At 75.0% G+C, this 15,454-nt stretch carries 13 protein-coding genes; 3 read left to right on the forward strand and 10 right to left on the reverse strand.

The window, feature by feature from the left end; all coding sequences use genetic code 11:
- Positions 1 to 259: 259 nt before the first annotated feature.
- A complete protein-coding gene (locus tag ACFWXO_RS17130) occupies positions 260 to 676 on the forward strand; it encodes a molybdopterin-binding protein (protein WP_380524723.1) in 417 nt (138 codons plus the stop codon).
- A gap of 93 nt (positions 677 to 769) precedes the next feature.
- On the opposite strand, the gene ACFWXO_RS17135 is transcribed toward ACFWXO_RS17130, so the two are convergent.
- A complete protein-coding gene (locus ACFWXO_RS17135; protein ID WP_380524724.1) occupies positions 770 to 5,035 on the reverse strand; it encodes a molybdopterin-dependent oxidoreductase in 4,266 nt (1,421 codons plus the stop codon).
- Positions 5,036 to 5,452: 417 nt separating this feature from the next.
- Between ACFWXO_RS17135 and ACFWXO_RS17140 the strand changes: the two genes are divergently transcribed.
- Together ACFWXO_RS17140 and ACFWXO_RS17145 are read left to right on the forward strand one after the other, a co-directional pair.
- Positions 5,453 to 5,944: a hypothetical protein gene (locus ACFWXO_RS17140; protein WP_380524725.1), complete on the forward strand. Its 492-nt coding sequence runs from the start codon at positions 5,453 to 5,455 to the stop codon at positions 5,942 to 5,944.
- A 42-nt stretch (positions 5,945 to 5,986) separates the two neighbouring features.
- Positions 5,987 to 6,757, forward strand: coding sequence for a LuxR C-terminal-related transcriptional regulator (locus ACFWXO_RS17145; protein WP_380524726.1), 771 nt, complete (start codon positions 5,987 to 5,989; stop codon positions 6,755 to 6,757).
- 5 nt (positions 6,758 to 6,762) lie between these two features.
- Here the strand turns inward: ACFWXO_RS17145 and ACFWXO_RS17150 are convergent, their stop codons facing one another.
- The 9 genes from ACFWXO_RS17150 to ACFWXO_RS17190 all read right to left on the reverse strand — a co-directional run bounded on the left by ACFWXO_RS17150 (position 6,763) and on the right by ACFWXO_RS17190 (position 15,408).
- On the reverse strand, positions 6,763 to 8,166 hold the full coding sequence (locus tag ACFWXO_RS17150) for a sensor histidine kinase (protein ID WP_380524727.1): 1,404 nt from the start codon (positions 8,164 to 8,166) through the stop codon (positions 6,763 to 6,765).
- 4 nt (positions 8,167 to 8,170) lie between these two features.
- Positions 8,171 to 8,917 (reverse strand): two-component system response regulator CseB, encoded by a 747-nt coding sequence (gene cseB, locus ACFWXO_RS17155; protein ID WP_380524729.1) that lies wholly within the window; start codon positions 8,915 to 8,917, stop codon positions 8,171 to 8,173.
- 148 nt (positions 8,918 to 9,065) lie between these two features.
- Complete coding sequence (locus tag ACFWXO_RS17160) at positions 9,066 to 9,926, reverse strand: endonuclease/exonuclease/phosphatase family protein (RefSeq protein WP_380524779.1); 861 nt, start codon at positions 9,924 to 9,926, stop codon at positions 9,066 to 9,068.
- 170 nt (positions 9,927 to 10,096) lie between these two features.
- Positions 10,097 to 11,107: a D-alanyl-D-alanine carboxypeptidase family protein gene (locus ACFWXO_RS17165; protein WP_380524730.1), complete on the reverse strand. Its 1,011-nt coding sequence runs from the start codon at positions 11,105 to 11,107 to the stop codon at positions 10,097 to 10,099.
- Positions 11,108 to 11,501: 394 nt separating this feature from the next.
- On the reverse strand, positions 11,502 to 12,131 hold the full coding sequence (locus tag ACFWXO_RS17170; RefSeq protein ID WP_380524732.1) for an SMI1/KNR4 family protein: 630 nt from the start codon (positions 12,129 to 12,131) through the stop codon (positions 11,502 to 11,504).
- Positions 12,132 to 12,183: 52 nt separating this feature from the next.
- Positions 12,184 to 12,891 carry an alpha/beta fold hydrolase gene (locus ACFWXO_RS17175; protein WP_380524733.1) on the reverse strand — a complete coding sequence of 236 codons (708 nt, stop codon included), beginning with the start codon at positions 12,889 to 12,891 and terminating at the stop codon, positions 12,184 to 12,186.
- Positions 12,892 to 12,958: 67 nt separating this feature from the next.
- A complete protein-coding gene (locus tag ACFWXO_RS17180; RefSeq protein ID WP_380524735.1) occupies positions 12,959 to 13,351 on the reverse strand; it encodes a RidA family protein in 393 nt (130 codons plus the stop codon).
- Positions 13,352 to 13,430: 79 nt separating this feature from the next.
- A complete protein-coding gene (locus tag ACFWXO_RS17185; RefSeq protein WP_380524736.1) occupies positions 13,431 to 14,249 on the reverse strand; it encodes a hypothetical protein in 819 nt (272 codons plus the stop codon).
- Positions 14,250 to 14,313: 64 nt separating this feature from the next.
- A complete protein-coding gene (locus tag ACFWXO_RS17190) occupies positions 14,314 to 15,408 on the reverse strand; it encodes a methyltransferase (RefSeq protein WP_380524737.1) in 1,095 nt (364 codons plus the stop codon).
- Positions 15,409 to 15,454: the final 46 nt, after the last annotated feature.

Raw genomic sequence — 15,454 nt, forward strand, 5'->3', positions numbered from 1 at the left:
TCCCCCCCCGCCACCGCGGCACCCCGCCGCCTAGTTTGGGGGGGGGGGGGGGCCCCCCAGCCCCGAAAGCTCTGAAAGGGGAGGCCCGAGAGCCCGAATTCTCCTGACGTTCGACCGAACGGGAAATGCGACGCCTCCGCGCCCCTTGCCCTCGCGGATGCGAGGGGCTTCCTCCGGGGCGTGATCGGCGCGGCTAGCGTGGCCGGTGGCGGCCCGAAAGCCGCGGTTTCCACGACCGACCCGAGTGAGGCGTACGTCCATGAGCCTGAGCATCCGCAACCAGATCCCCGGCACCGTCACCTCCGTCACGGCCGGCGAGGCCATGTCCGCGGTGAAGGTCCGCCTGGTCGGCGGTCAGGACATCACCGCGGCGATCACCACCGACGCCGTGAAGGACCTCGGCATCGCCGAGGGCACGGCCGTCAAGGCGCTCGTGAAGTCCACCGAGGTCTCGCTCGCGACCGCCCGGGTCGAGGGCATCTCGATCCGCAACCAGATCGCGGGCACCGTCACCGATGTCGCCACCGGCGGGGCCATGGGCTCGGTCAAGGTCGACGTCGAGGGCGGCGAGCTGACCGCCGCCATCACCAAGGACGCCGTGGAGGCCCTCGCCCTCGCCGCCGGCTCCCCCGTCGTCGCTCTGATCAAGTCGACCGAGATCTCGCTCTCGGTCTGATCAGGTCCGGTCCGTTCCGATTCGGTCCGGTCCGGTCCGGTCCGATCCAGTCGGGTTCGCCGCGTTCGGGTCCGCACGGCCGGCGCGGCGGGATCAGTAGACGTCACGGACATAGCGCTTGTCGCTCGCGAGTTGACGGACGTACGCGGCGGCCGTCTCCTCGTCCGTGCCGCCGTGGGCCGCGACGATCTCCCGCAGGGCTCGGTCGACGTCCTTGGCCATGCGGCCGGCGTCGCCGCAGACGTAGAAGTGGGCGCCGTCCTGGAGCCACCGCCACAGGCGCGCGCCGTGCTCGCGCATGCGGTCCTGGACGTAGACCTTGTTGCGCTGGTCGCGCGAGAACGCGACGTCGAGGCGGTCCAGGTGACCGGATGCCCGGTACGCCTCCAACTCCTCCCGGTAGTAGAAGTCGGTGGCTTCGCGCTGCTCGCCGAAGAACAGCCAGTTCGGTCCGGTGTGGCCGCGGGCGCGCCGGTCCTCCAGGAACCCGATGAACGGCGCGACGCCGGTCCCCGGGCCCACCATGATCATCGGGGTGGTGGGGGCCGTCGGCGGCCGGAAGTGGCGGGAAGGCTGGACGAAGACCTGGACCGGACCGTCGTCGGCGCAGTCCGCGAGGTAGGTGGAGCAGACACCCGCGCGATGGCGGCCGAGGTCGTTGGTGTAGCGGACGACGGACACCGTGAGGTGGACTTCGCCCGGGTGCACCAGCGGGCTGGAGGATATCGAGTACAGCCGGGGCTGGAGCCGCTTGAGCACGCCCGCCCACTCCGCGGCGGAGGCCCGGACGGGGAACTCGCCGATGACGTCGGCGGCCTGCCGGCTCCAGCTCCACTTGGCCAGTTCGCCCGTGTTGCCGGGCCGCAGCAGCCGTCTGAGCCGGCGGTCCCCCGTCCGCTCGGCGACGAACCCGAGCAGGTCCGGGGTGAGGCGGGTGATGTCGAGCCGGGTCCGCAGGGCCTCGCCCAGGGGGATCCCTCCGTCGCCGCGCAGCTGGACGGTCTCCTCGGGATCGAGACCGGTGAGGGCCAGCCACTCGGAGACGAGCGCGGCCCCGTTCGAGGGCCAGACACCGAGGGCGTCACCGGCCTCGTAGGCGAGTTCACCGCCGCGGGTGTCGAAGGCGAACTGCCGTACCTCCTTGCGCGATCCGGACCGGCTCAGCACCCGATTGCCGATCAGGAGGGTCGCGAAGGGGGCGGACTTCGAGTACGTGACGGGTCCGGCCGGGCCGGAGGAGGGGGGCGCGGCGGTCGGCACCACCTCGGCCGGGACTCCCCCACCGGGCCCCACCACGGCGCCCGCCCTGGCGAGAGCGGCGGTGACCTCGTCGAGCCAGTGCGAGGCGGGCCCGTCGTCGTCGGGTTCGCAGTCGGTACGCGGGTGCAGGCGGGTGGCCCCGAGTTCGGCGAGGCGCTCGTCCAGTCGGCGGCCGTGGCCGCAGAAGTCGGCGTAGCTGGAGTCGCCGAACGCCAGCACGGAGTAGCGCACGCCCTCCAGGCGCGGAGCGCCCGGAGCGACGAGGTCCTGCCAGAAGCGGGCACCGTTGTCCGGGGCCTCGCCGTCGCCGAACGTGCTGGTGATGATCAGCAGGTCCGTGTCGGAGGTGAGTTGCCGGGGGGTGGCGTCGGCCATGGCGTGCAGGGCCGGGGTGCGGCCGGCCTCGGCCAGGGCGGCGGTGGCGGTGGCGGCGTACTCCTCGGCGGTGCCGGTCTGCGAGGCCCACAGGACGAGGAGGCTCCGGGCCGGATCGGCGGTCGTGCCGGGGACGGGCACGGACGTCTCGGGCACCGACGTCTCGGGCACCGACGTCTCGGGCACGGGCGCGGCAGGCCCGGGGACGGGCGCGACCGGGGCAGCGGTCCGCGAGAACATCCCGGCCGTCAGACCGTTGACCCACTGTGCCGTCGCCGGGCCGAGGGGGGCGTCCCCGGGAAGCACCGGAACCCCGCCGGGCGGGGCGAGTTCGATTCCGGACAGGTAGCCGGACAGGTAGCGGCGCTCCGGTTCGGTGAGGGCGGGCGGGGTGAGGTCGCCGATTCCGAGCAGCGCGGCGAGGGCCGGCACGGCAGCGGCCGGGCTGCCGGCCACCGCCGGAGCCGAAGCCCGGGCCAGAGCCGGAGCCGGGGCCGGGGCCGGAGCGGCAACAGGAGCAGCAGCAGGAGCAGAAACGGCAACAGGAGCGGCAACCACCCGCATCGACACCGCGCAGGCCTTCAACTCCGGCTGGAAGGACACCGGGTCGACGGCGTCGTTGGTGACGGCGTTGACGGCGAGGTACTCGCCGAAGAGGTCGTTCCAGTGGAACGGGGCGAAGCAGCTGCCCGGACGGACGCGGTCGGTGACGACGGCGGGCAGCACCGCCCGGCCGCGGCGGGAGGCGATCTCGATGCGGTCCCCGTCCCGGGCGTCCAGCGCGGCGGCGTCCTCGGGGTGGATCTCGACGAACGGGCCCGGATCGAGCCTGTTCAGCCTGGCGACCTTGCCGGTCTTGGTGAGGGTGTGCCACTGGTGTGGCAACCGGCCGGTGTTGAGGACGAACGGGTAATCGTCGTCGGGGAGTTCGGCGGCCGGCAGGTGCGGTCGGGGGAAGAACTGCGCGCGGCCGTTCGCGGTCGGGAAGTTCAGTCTCGGCCGGGTGCCGTCCTCCCGCTCCAGGAGGGCCTGGCTGATCCCGTCGTTGAGGTAGCGGATCGGGTTGCGGTCGGGCCCGCCCGGTGCGGCGGGCCACTGCACCGGCGTCCGGCGCAGCCGCTCGTAGGTGACGCCCCGCACGTCCCATCCGGTGTGCGGGTTCCAGGCCTGTTTGATCTCCTCGAAGACCTCTTCGGAGTTCGCGTAGGTGAAGGCGTCGGCGAAGCCCATCGCGCAGGCGACGCGGGCGATCAGCTGCCAGTCCGCGGTGGCCTGGCCGGGCGGGGTGACGACGCCGGGCACGAGGGTCAGGCCGCGTTCGGAGTTGATCATCACGCCGTCGGACTCCGCCCACAGCGTGCCGGGCAGGATCACGTCCGCGTACGCGTTGGTCTCGGTCTCGGCGAAGACGTCCTGGGTGATGACGAGTTCGGCGGCCTCCAGGCCGGCGATGACGGTCCTGCGGTTGGCCACCGAGGCGACCGGGTTGGTGCAGATGATCCAGCAGGCCTTGATCTCCCCGGCGGCCATCCGCTCGAACATCTCCACCGTGCCGCGCCCGGTCTCGGCGCGCAGCGTGCCCGCCGCGATGCCCCAGAGGTCCTCGACGAAGGCGCGGTCGGCGTCGACGAGGACGGAGCGCTGGCCGGGCAGGCCGGGTCCCATGTACCCCATCTCGCGGCCGCCCATGGCGTTGGGCTGTCCGGTCAGGGAGAGCGGGCCGGCTCCCGGCCGGCAGATCGCGCCGGTGGCCAGGTGCAGGTTGACCAGGGCGTTGGTGTTCCAGGTGCCGTGGGTGGACTGGTTGAGGCCCATGGTCCAGCAGCTCATCCAGTCGCCGGCCTCGCCGATCCACCGGGCGGCGGTGCGGATGTCCTCCTCCGGGATGCCGGTGATCCCGGCGACGGTGGCCGGCGGGTAGTCGGCCAGGAAACCCGGCATGCCGTCCCAGCCGTCGGTGTGCTCGGCGATGAACTCCTCGTCGGTGTGCCCGTTCTCGACCAGCAGGTGCAACAGGCCGTTCAGCAGGGCGAGGTCGGTGCCGGGCCTGATCTGCAGGAACAGGTCGGCCCGGTCGGCGGTGGCGTTGCGGCGCGGGTCGACGACGATGAGCTTCGCACCGGCGGACCTGATCCGGTCCGCCATCCGCAGGAAGAGGATCGGGTGGCAGTCCGCCATGTTGGCGCCGATGACGAGGAACGCGTTCGCGCTGTCGAAGTCGGCGTACGAGCCGGGCGGGGCGTCCGCGCCGAGCGAGAGCTTGTAGCCGCTGCCCGCACTGGCCATGCACAGGCGGGAGTTGGACTCGATCCCGGTGGTCCGGACGAACCCCTTGGCCAGCTTGTTCGCCAGGTACTGGGCCTCCAGGCTCATCTGCCCGGAGACGTAGAAGGACAGCGCGTCGGGGCCGTGCTCGTCCAGGACCGCCCGCAGCCCGTCGGCCACCGCCGCCACCGCCGCTTCCACGTCGACGGGCTCCCGCGGCCGGCCGCGGGCGGTGCGCATCAGGGCCGTCTCCAGTCGCCCGGGCGCGGCGAGCAGGTCGGCGTGCGTCGCTCCCTTGGTGCACAGTCGACCGCCGTTGGCGGGGTGCGCCTTGTCGCCGGACACCTTCGCGACGGTCCGGCGGCCGCCCGCGTCCTGCTCCAGGTCCAGCACGATCCCGCAGCCGACCCCGCAGTACGAGCAGACCGTCCGCACCCGGCTCCTGTCCGTCCCCGCCATCGTTGCCCCCCTCACCCGTACGAGTGCCGTGGCACCGCCGGTCGCATCCGCCGGCAACCAGCAGCCGGATACCGTACTCCGGCCGGAAGTCACCGTAGGAACCGGGTGTTGCAACCGGCGACGGTGATCGCTTCGGTCGCGTTACGGGCCCCGCACCGCCCCTGGTCCGGGCTGTGAGGAGGGCCCGGGAGCGGGCGGGGTCCGCAGCCGCCCGGTGAAGGCCCGGACGGCCCGACCCGGCCCCGCGCCGATCACCACCTCGGGACCACCGGAACCACCGGGACCGTCCTCCGGGACGTCGTCCCGCTGCCCTCCACCCTGGCGGCGGCCGCCCGGGCGCTCGCCGGATACCTGGCCGGCTGGCGGCTGACACCCGCCGCACGCCACCCGGACCTCCCGGTGGGCCCGTCCGGCGTGATGAACCTCCCCGCGCGCAGGCTGTCCCACGGCGACGTGACGGTCCACACCGCCTCCGGCAGCGAGGCCGTCGTGACGGAGGTCTTCCGGATCGGCAGCAGCCACGTCCGGCAGACCGTCCGCACCGTCACCGGCCCCACCCGCGGCGACGCCGTCGAACTGCCGGACGCCTTCTGGCAGTTCCCCCGGACCCACCGCCTCAGCGGCAGCCACCGCGTCCCGGTCCTCGCGTACCTACGCCACGATCCGGACGACCTGCCGCCGGTCCCCTACCCCGCCGTGCCCGGCGCCTTCGCGCCCGGCGACCGCGTCCTCCACGATGGCGTCCGCTGGGAACGGACCCGGAAGGCGTGGTACCGGAACGAGCGCGCCGCCCGGGCCCTGCGCGACGGGGACCGTGGGATCCGGCGCCTCTTCACCGACCACCGCCACCTGCGCCGGGGGATCCCGGAGTACCTCCCCGCCCCCTCCCGGCCCGACGCACGCGGCTGACCGCCCGCGCCGCGCCCTGTCCGAAGGAGTGACAGTCGCCCCATGACCACCGACCGCAGCACGACCCGCCGCCCGGCGGGCACCCCGCCCGCACTCGCCGGGCGCAGGCCCCCGGTCGTCCGGGAGACCCCCGGCCGGCGCCCGATCCGCGTCGCCCTGGTCGACGACCGGGCGGACTTCCGAACGGGCCTGCGCCAGGCGCTCGGCGAGCGCGGCGACCTCGTGGTCGTGTTCGAGGGGAAGCCGGACGTCGACCTCATCGCGTGCGTGCACCACTTCCGACCCGACGTCGTCCTGATCGGGGTGGAGTCGCCCGGTTCGGCCCTCGACCACACCGCCCGGCTGGTGCAGGGCTCGCTCAAGCCACCGCCGGTCATCGTGCTGACGCCCGCCTCCGACGGCCGACCGGCCCGTGGGGTGCTGACCGCCGGCATCCGCGGCTGGCTGCTCAAGTCGACACCTCCCGGCCAACTGCGCAACGCGATCCGGCTCGTCGCCTCCGGTGGCGCGGCCGTCTCCCCGTCGACCCTGCGGGACGTGGTCGGCGGCGCCGGTGACCGCCAGCCGCCGCTCTACTGGTCCCGGATCCCGCTCCTCGGCGCACTGACCGCCCGGGAGAAGGACGTGCTGCGCCTGCTCGGGCGGGGGCTGACCGACGCCGAGATCTCCGACCGCCTCCGGATCACCGGCTCCTCGGTGCGGACGTACATGTCCCGGCTGCTCACGAAGCTGCAACTCGACCACCGCACCCAGGCGGCGATCTTCTCGTACGAGCTGTCGCACCTCGGCGACGCGGCCTGGCAGCCGGCCTGACCTCCTCAGACGCCGTCCGGGCGTTCCCTCTCCTCCGGGGCGTCCGGACCCTCCGGGTGGCCGAGGTAGAGGGTAGCGAGGTCGAGGGTGGCGAGGGCTCCGCCGTCCGGGGGGTTGGTGAAGGTCAGGCGGGCGCCGAGGACGGCGGCCTGGCCGACAGCGATGGTGAGGCCGAGGCCGTGGCCCTGGCCGCGCTCGGCGGCGCCGGTGCGGAAGCGCTGCGGCCCGTGGGCGAGGAGGTCGGCCGGGAAGCCGGGGCCGTGGTCGCGCACCGTGACGCGGCTGCCCGTGACGGCGACCTCGACCGGGGCGGCGCCGTGCCGGTGGGCGTTGGCCACCAGGTTGGTGACGATGCGCTCCACCCGGCGCGGGTCGGTCCGGACGACGGCGGGGGCCGCCGGCCGGAACCGGGTGTCGCCGCCCGCCTGCCCGATCGCGTGGGCGACGAGGTCGCCGAGGGGGACCTCGTCGAGCCTGGCCCGCTCGGCCCCGGCGTCGAGCCGGGAGACCTCCAGCAGGTCCTCGACCAGGCCGCGCAGGGTGCGGACCTGGGTCCGGACCAGGTCCGCCGCCTCGTCGTCCTCGGGCAGCAGGCCGGCCGCCGTGACCAGGCCCATCAGCGGGGTGCGCAGTTCGTGGGCGACGTCGGCGGTGAAGCGCTTCTCCGCGGCCAGCCGCCCTTGCAGGGTCCCGGCCATCTCGTCCACGGCCGCCGACATCTCGGTGATCTCGTCACGGGCGCGGCCCCGGCGGCCGATCCGGGCGTCGAGCTCGCCGTCGGCGATCCGGCGGGCCGTCCGGGAGCCGTGGCGCAGCCGCCGGTTCATCTGCTCGGCCGCGAGCGCGGTGACGGGCACGATCACGGCCAGGGCGACGAGGGCGGCCTTGACCATGTTCCGGTCCAGCAGCTGGAGGTTGCGCACCTCGGCGCTCATGTCGGTGCGGACGGTGAGGACCTGGTTGTCGCCGACGGGTACGGCCGCCCACATCCAGTACCAGTTGGGCGCTTTGACGTCGTACCAGAGCGCGTACTCCCCCGGTGTCCGCAGGTTCGCGACGGCGTGCGCCAGCGGCCCGGGCAGGTCGGCCGGGGGCTGGAGGTCGGCGGGGTCGGGGCGGCGGCCGGTGCGGGTGAACTCCTTCTCGGCGGCGCTCAGTTGGGCGATCGCGCGGTCGCGTCCGGTCCGGTCGCCGCGCTCCGCGGTCGCCCGGTGGACGAGCAGGCCGATCGTCGCGGCGACCGTGCAGCAGGCGAGTGCGACCAGGGCGGCGATCTTCCAGCGCAGGGAGCGCGGGTTGAGGCGCCACAGGTCTCGGCGGCGGCGCGGGTCGGGGGTTCGCGGCTCACGGCGGCGCGGGTCGCGGGTTCGCGGCTCACGGCGGCGCGGGTCGCGGGTTCGCCCGGTCATCCGGTCAGCTCCGGACGAGCTTGTAGCCGAAGCCCCGGACGGTCTCGATGCGGTCGGCGCCGATCTTCTTGCGCAGCCGCACCACGCAGAGGTCGACGACCCGGGTGTCGCCCTCCCAGCCGTAGTCCCAGACGTCGCGCAGCAGGCGGCGGCGGTCCAGGACCGTACCGGGGTTCTCGGCGAAGGCCAGCAGCAGGCGCAGTTCGGTGGGCGTGAGGGGGACGGCCCGACCGTCCAGCCGGACGTCCAGGCCGCGCAGGTCGATGGTCAGGTCGCCGAGGACGAGGAGGTCCGGCCCGGGCCGGGTGTCCTGCGGGCGCTCCGGCGCGGGCTCCTGGGCGCGCTCCCCGGCCGGCTCCCGGTGGAAGGTGGCGCGGCGCAGCAGGGAGCGGATGCGGGCGACCAGGACGGGGATGTCCACGGGCTTGACCACGTAGTCGTCGGCGCCGGCCTCCAGTCCGGCCACGACGTCGAGGGCGTCGCCGCGGGCGGACATCATCAGGATCGGGGTGAGGCCCTCCTCGCGGATCCGCCGGCACAGGCCGATGCCGTCGAGGCCGGGCAGCATCACGTCCAGGATCAGCACGTCGTGCGCCCCGGCCCGGAAGGCCTCCAGGCCGTCGAGCCCGTCCCCGGTGACCTCGACCCGGTACCCGTAGCGCTCCAGGGCCAGCTGGACCGAGCGGCGGATGACCGCGTCGTCTTCGACGACCAGCACGCTGACCGGGTCGGGTACGCGGGTTCCGGACAAGAGTTCTCCCGTGTCGTGGCCTGGGGATTCGCGCTCGTTCGAGCTCACTGGTGACCGATCGTAGCCGCACGGGGCGGGGCACCGAGGATGCCCGGGGCGCCACCGGTGCGGCGGCCGGACGGCTTGCCGGGGGTCGGGCGGCGGCCGGTCACAGCCGCAGGGTCGCGGCGACCGGAAGGTGGTCGCTGCCGGTGTCGGGCAGGGTCCACGCCGAGCGCGGGGTGATGCCCTTCACCAGGATCTGGTCGATCCGGACCACCGGGAACGACGCCGGCCAGGTGAAGCCGAAGCCGTCACCCGCCTCCTGCTGCGCCGACCGCAGCGGCCCGGTGAGCGCGTCCAGCGCGGAGTCGTCGACCGAGCCGTTGAAGTCCCCCAGGACGACGACCCGCGGGAGCCGTTCGGCCCGTACGGCCTCGGCCAGCTTGGCGGCCGCCTCGTTGCGGCGGGCCGTGGTGAAGCCGGCGGCCGGGTGCACCCGGACCGAGGCGAGGTGCGCCGCGTAGACGGCCACCGGGCCCTTCGGGGTCCGGACGGTGGCGCGCAGGGCCCTGGTCCAGGGCATGATCTCCACCGGCTCCACCGCCTCCAGCGGGTACCTGCTCCACAGCCCGACGCCGCCCCGCACCTCGGCGTAGGGGTAGGCGGCGGCCAGTTCGTGCCGGTAGGTCTCCTGCGCCCGGCTCGCCAGCTCCTCCACCGCCAGCACGTCGGCGCCCGAGGCGGCCAGCGCGCGGGCCGTCCGGCGCGGGTCGGGGTTCTCCTCGTTGACGTTGTGGCTGACCACGGTGAGGTCCCCGCCGCCGGCGCGCTTGTCGACGAGGGCGGGAGCGAAGAGCACGGTCCAGACGAGGGCGGGGACGAGGACGGCGGCCGCCGCCCGGACGGACCGCCGGACCGCCGCCAGGAGCAGCAGCAGCGCGACGGCCACGCCCGACCAGGGCAGCACCGTCTGCCAGAGGCTGCCGAGATGGCCGACGCCGTTGGGCAGTTGGGCGTTCAGGGCCATCAGGGCGGCGCAGAACAGGGCCGCCACCACGATCAGCCGCCCGCGCGGCCGCCCCTGCCGCGCCTGCCGCGCCGGACGACGGCCCGGACGGTGGACCGGACGACGGGCCGGACCGCGGTGGCCGGTCCCGGAGGCCGCCACCACCACCGGAGCCGCCCCGCTGCCCGCGCTCACGCCCACTCCCGCTGGCCGCCGTCGAGCGCCGCAAGGGCGCCCGGCAGCTTCTGCCGCAGGGCGTCGACGAGCCGGCCGCTGTTCTCCAGCGCCGCCCGCAGGCCCTCGGTGGGCGTGGTGCCCGCGCGCTGCCCGAGCACCACGCCGTAGACGAGCCGGCGACCCGGGCCGCCCTTGCCGTCCGGGACCTCCAGGGCCCACATCAGGTTGCCGCCCGCCGGTGTGCTCGACCCGGTCTTCAAGCCGACCACCCCGGGGCGGTCGAGCAGCGTGTTGGTGTTCCGCAGTGGTTCGGCCCGCCCCGGGAGCGTGGTGCTGCGCAGCGCCACGGTGGCCCGCAGCGCCGGCTCCTTCATCGCCTCGCGGGCCAGCTTGAGCTGGTCGGCGGCGGTGGACACGGTCGTGGCCTCGAAGCCGCTGGCCCCGGTGTAGGTCGTGCCGGTCATCCCCAGCCGGGCCGCCTCCGCGTTCATCCGTTTCACGAACGCCTCCTGGCTGCCCGCGTCCCAACGGGCCAGCAGCCGGGCCACGTTGTTGGCGGACGGGAGCAGCATCACCTCCAGCAGCTTGCGCTGGGTGAGCCGCTGCCCCTCGGTGACGGGAGCCGTGGACTCGCTCGCCGAGACCGACTCGGCCGCGGCCTGCGCGTCGACCGTGATCGTCGGCCCGTCCTCGCCGTCCTTGAGCGGGTGGTCCCGCAGGACGACGTACGCCGTCATCACCTTGGTGACGCTCGCGATCGGCACCGGCTGCTGCTGCGGTCCCTTGACCCCGAGGACGCCGGCCTTCGCCACGGCGACGGCCGCCTGCCCGTCCGTCGGCCACGGGAGGTCGAGGTCGGCGACGGCCTCGGGCGCCGGGAGCACCAGCGCCCCGTCCGCCCGGGCGTCCCCGCCCGCACCGGGGCCCGCGCCCGGGCCGCCGTCCGGCAGGGCGGCCAGCGCACCCCCGCCGGCACCGGCGACCAGCACCCCGGCCAGCGCCCACAGCACCCCACGGCGGGGCACCCGGCCCCGGCCGGACCCGGGACGAGGGTCTCGGCCTTCATGATTGGTGAGGACTTTCGTAACGACGGACACGACGGCTGCCTCCCGGAGCAGAGGGACACGGGCCCGGTGCCGCCGACGGCCACCGGGTGTGCCCACAGCCTCCGCGACCAGCGCTTCCGCCCGGTCGGAGCGGGGCTTCCACCGGCGCGCAGTCGTGTATCAGCCGTGTACCGGCCGCCGCCGACGCACCTCGGCCCCTACCGGCCCTACCGGTGCCGTCGGGCAGCGCCCCCGTGCGGGAGCACACCCGTGCGGAGGCGTACGAGTCCCCGGTGCGGGGAACGGCCGGAACGGCCGGAGCAGCTTCGCGGCCACCTCGTGGAAGGCGGAGGTCCAGGGGATCGGCGGCGGGTCAACGGGCCTCCCAGCGGCCTCGGCAGGCGCTCCACCCGGCGAGCCACCCGGCGAAGCCGGGCGGGCCGGCGGGGGCCTCGTCCGGGTCGGGGCGGGGGAAGGCGCCGCCGTCGGCGAGGAGCCAGACGGTGCCGCGCCTCGGGCCGGCGGTCACCAGGACCCAGAAGGAGCCGGGGCTCTCGGTACCGAGGACGACGGAACCGTGCCGGTGGAGCACGGTCATCCGGGCGAGGTCCTCGTCCGGGTCGTAGTCGTACTCCCACTGCCATTCCTCGGTGAGCGGGAACGGCGCCGCCGGATCGCGCGGGGCCGAACCGTCGAACGGCACCGGGCAGAGCCAGTTGACCGAGTTCCAGGTGCGCCAGCCGTCCGGGAGCCGGCCCAGCGGCAGCAGGCCGTACTCCGTCGACGGCCGGTCGGCCCCGGCGTGCTCGGTGGCCCCGGCGGTGAGTCCGTTGGCGATGTCGGCGACGAACGTGCGGTACGGCTCGGGCAGCACGATGCCGTGCCGGGCCTCCCAGGCTGCCAACCCGGCTCTGCCCAGCGGCGGTTCGGCGCGGGCCCCGGCCAGGGCGGACCGCAGGGCGTCGAGGTCCCGGCCGCTCGGCGCGGGCTGGTCCACTGTCATGGAGCCAGGGATACCAGCCGGGTCCGACAATCGCCGGGCCCCGCCGGGGCCGTCATTGCGCCGCGGGTGCCGCGGCGGTGAGGAGCAGGTGGGCGAGGTCGGCCGGGCGGGAGAACATCGGCCAGTGGCCGGTGGCCAGTTCGGCCAGCTGCCAGGGCTCGGCGGTGAGCAGGTCGGCCACGTCCTCGTCGGGTTCCTCGCCCGCGAGGAGGCACTTGACGTAGGTCGTGGGCAGGGTGGTGAGGGGGCCGGTCAGGGTGGCGGGCTCGGTGAGGGTGGCGCCCGGGTGCGGGGTCGCGCCGGCGACGATGCAGGCGGTCTGCTCCGCGGTGAGGCCGTGGCCGGCGAAGTGCTCGGGCCGGGCGCAGGGCCAGGAGCCGCCGTTGGCGGCGAGGGCGGCCCGGAGCGAGGTGCCGCCGTCCGGCCAGCCGTCGGCGAAGGAGCGGCCGTCGACGGGGACGGCCGCGTCGACGAGGACCAGCCGGGCCAGCCGGTCGCCGATCCGCTGGGCGGCCTGGCCGACCGGGACGCCCGCGTAGCTGTGGCCGACCAGCACGACCCGGCGCAGGTCGTGGCGTTCGACCTCGGCCACGACGTCCTCGACGTGGGTCCGCTGCCCGGCCGGGACGTCCCGCTTCTCGGCCAGTCCGGACAGCGTCAGCGGGTGGACGGCGTGCCCGGCCGCGCGCAGCGCCGGGGTCACGTCGGCCCAGGCCCAGGCGCCGAGCCGGGCACCGGCGACCAGTACGAAGTTCAGCATGACCGCACCGTAGTGGAGCGGCCCGGAGGGCGTCGCGCGGATATCCGGGAGCGGCGGCCGGGTCCGGTCAGCCGAGGACGGCGTCGACCTCCACCTCGACCAGCCAGTCCGGGTCGATGAAGCGGGAGACCTCGACGACGGTGGTGACCGGGCGAACCGCCCCGAAGCGTTCCCCGTGCGCCCGGGCGGCCTCCTCCCAGGCCGTCACGTCGGTGAGCATGATCCTGGTCCGCACCACGTCCGCCAGCGAGGCGCCCGCCTCCGCCAGCGCGGCCTCGACGATGTCCAGGCACCGGACCGTCTGGGCGTGCACGTCACCGGGCCCGACCGTCCTGCCGTCCGCGCCGATCGGCGCGGTGCCCGCCACCGCGACGAACGGCCCCTTGCGGACCGCCCGGGAGAACCCGATGCGCGGTTCCAGGGGCGAACCCGAACTGACCAGCCGGCGCGTGTTGTCCATCGCGCCATGCTGGCAGAGCGGCGGGCGGCCCGGCCACACCGTCCCGAGGTGCGGACGGGCGCGGCCCGCCGGGGCGTCGTCAGGCCCCGGCCAGGGCCGTGAACTCGGCGGTGCGGACGGCGTCCCCGTGCTTGAAGTCGAGGTAGAGCCGGTACGGGCCGGCCGTCGGCGCGACCGCGTGGAAGGTGATCTCCGGGCCGGGTGCGGTGACCCCGTCGCCGGGCTCGCCGTTCGGGTGGACGTGCAGGTAGGCGAGGTCGGCGGCGCGCAGGGCGACCAGGTGGCCGTACGCGGCCAGGTAGGGCTGGAGGTCGGCGACGGGGGCGCCGTCGTGGGTCACGGTGAAGGTGAGCGGCGCGGCCGCGCCGGCCGTCAACTGCCCGGCCAGGGTGACGGTGTAGCCGTCGACCGTGGCGGTGGCCGAGGCCTCCGGCAGCGGGTGCGCGGCGCTCCCGCCGGGGAGGGTGAGGTCCACGCCGAGGGTGAGCGGGGCGGCGCCGACGGCCTTGAAGTCGGCGTAGGCGTGGTAGGCGGCGGGCCCGTCGAAGGGGTTGGCCACCCGCCAGGTGCCGTCCGCGTCCAGCGTGGGGTGGACGTGCCGGTAGCCGGAGAGGTCGCGGCGGACCACGATCAGGTGCAGCAGGGCCTCGTGCTGGGGCTCGTACGCGGTGACGGGCGCGCCGTCCGGACCGGTGATCCGGAAGGTGAACTCGCCCTCGGGGCCGACGGTCTCCGGTATCAGGGTGTAGCCCTGGTCGGAGGCCGCCAGCCCCTGCGGGGCGCCGTGCCCGGCGTGGTGGCCACCGTGACCGGCGTGGTGGTCACCGTGACCGGCGTGCTGCTCGTGCTGGTGCTGCTGGTGGTGCTGCTCGTGGTCGTGGTGCTGATGGGTGTTCATACCGTCCACGAACGCGGCCCGTTGCGGCCCCGTTCCCGCGACCGTTCCGCTCCGAGCGAACCGGTCAGGCCGCGACCGCCTCGACCACCGACAGGACCGTCGGCGTGGGCAGGACCCGGGAGAGCCGCAGGCCGGCCCGCCGGAGGAGCTCCGCGAAGTCCTCCTCGGTGCGCTCGCGGCCCGCGAGGGACGCCATCATCATCAGGTCCAGGGCCTTCGACTGGTGCGGGGCGTTCCCCGGGGGGACGACGGCGTCCACGACCAGGACCCGGCCGTCCGGGCGCAGGGCGCGGCGGCAGTGCCCGAGGAGGGTCACGCAGCGGTCGTCGTCCCAGTCGTGGGTGATCCGCTTGAGCACGTGGACGTCGCCGGGCGGCACGGCCTCGAAGAAGTCGCCCTCAACCGTCGTCCAGCGGCCCGCGACCTCCGCGGCCGGGCCGAGCCGGTGCCCGGCGAGGACGTGGGCGCGGTCGAAGAGCACCCCGTCCAGGCCCGGGTTGCGGCGCAGCACCTCCAGCAGCAGGCCGCCGTGGCCGCCGGCCACGTCCACCACGGTGCCGGCCTTCGGGAAGTCGTAGGCGGCCGCGATCAGCGCGTTCTCCGGGTCGGACATCGCCGCCATGCCCACGTGGAAGACGGCGGCCGTCCGCTCGTCCTGGGCGAAGTGGTCGAAGAAGGGCATGCCGAACAGCGCCTCGAAGGCCGAGGTGCCGTCGGTGAGACAGCGCGTCAGTTCACCGGCCGGGCGCCACATGGTGCGGTCGGTCAGCATCAGGACGGCCGTCCGCGCGGAGTACGGGACGTCGCCGCGCAGGGCCTGCCCGGTCTCGGTCAGGGCGAAGCGGCCCCGGTCGTCCTCCCGCACCACGCCCCGGGTGGCGAGCAGCCGCAGGACGCGGTGGAGGCCGTCGGCGTCGGTGCCGGTCGCGGCGGCGAGTTCGGCGGGGGCGCGGGGGCCGTCCGCGAGGTGGTCGGCGACCCCGATGTCGGCGGCGGCGCGGAGGGCGGCCGGGAAGAGGAAGCCGAGGGCCTCGTCGATGAGGTGGGCGGCGGAGCGCCGGAAGCCGTCCTCCGACCCGTCACCGGCGGCGCCACCCGCCTCCGGCGCCCCTCCCTCCGTCTGCTCCGCACCGGGCCTGTCACCGTCGTCCTGCCGCATGCCGTCCTCCTCCTCGCGTCCGAGCCATGTCCGAGCCGTGTCCGAG

The organism is Kitasatospora sp. NPDC059088, assembly GCF_042738155.1.
GTDB lineage: Bacteria > Actinomycetota > Actinomycetes > Streptomycetales > Streptomycetaceae > Kitasatospora.

Coding starts and splice junctions, on each gene's coding strand:
- ACFWXO_RS17150 (WP_380524727.1), bottom strand. CDS start 8,166: ATGACCGGGCGAACCCGCGACCCGCGCCGCCGTGAGCCGCGAACCCGC.
- ACFWXO_RS17185 (WP_380524736.1), bottom strand. CDS start 14,249: ATGAACACCCATCAGCACCACGACCACGAGCAGCACCACCAGCAGCAC.
- ACFWXO_RS17140 (WP_380524725.1), top strand. CDS start 5,453: ATGAACCTCCCCGCGCGCAGGCTGTCCCACGGCGACGTGACGGTCCAC.
- ACFWXO_RS17175 (WP_380524733.1), bottom strand. CDS start 12,891: ATGCTGAACTTCGTACTGGTCGCCGGTGCCCGGCTCGGCGCCTGGGCC.
- ACFWXO_RS17190 (WP_380524737.1), bottom strand. CDS start 15,408: ATGCGGCAGGACGACGGTGACAGGCCCGGTGCGGAGCAGACGGAGGGA.
- ACFWXO_RS17130 (WP_380524723.1), top strand. CDS start 260: ATGAGCCTGAGCATCCGCAACCAGATCCCCGGCACCGTCACCTCCGTC.
- ACFWXO_RS17160 (WP_380524779.1), bottom strand. CDS start 9,926: ATGGCCCTGAACGCCCAACTGCCCAACGGCGTCGGCCATCTCGGCAGC.
- ACFWXO_RS17170 (WP_380524732.1), bottom strand. CDS start 12,131: ATGACAGTGGACCAGCCCGCGCCGAGCGGCCGGGACCTCGACGCCCTG.
- ACFWXO_RS17145 (WP_380524726.1), top strand. CDS start 5,987: ATGACCACCGACCGCAGCACGACCCGCCGCCCGGCGGGCACCCCGCCC.
- ACFWXO_RS17180 (WP_380524735.1), bottom strand. CDS start 13,351: ATGGACAACACGCGCCGGCTGGTCAGTTCGGGTTCGCCCCTGGAACCG.
- ACFWXO_RS17135 (WP_380524724.1), bottom strand. CDS start 5,035: ATGGCGGGGACGGACAGGAGCCGGGTGCGGACGGTCTGCTCGTACTGC.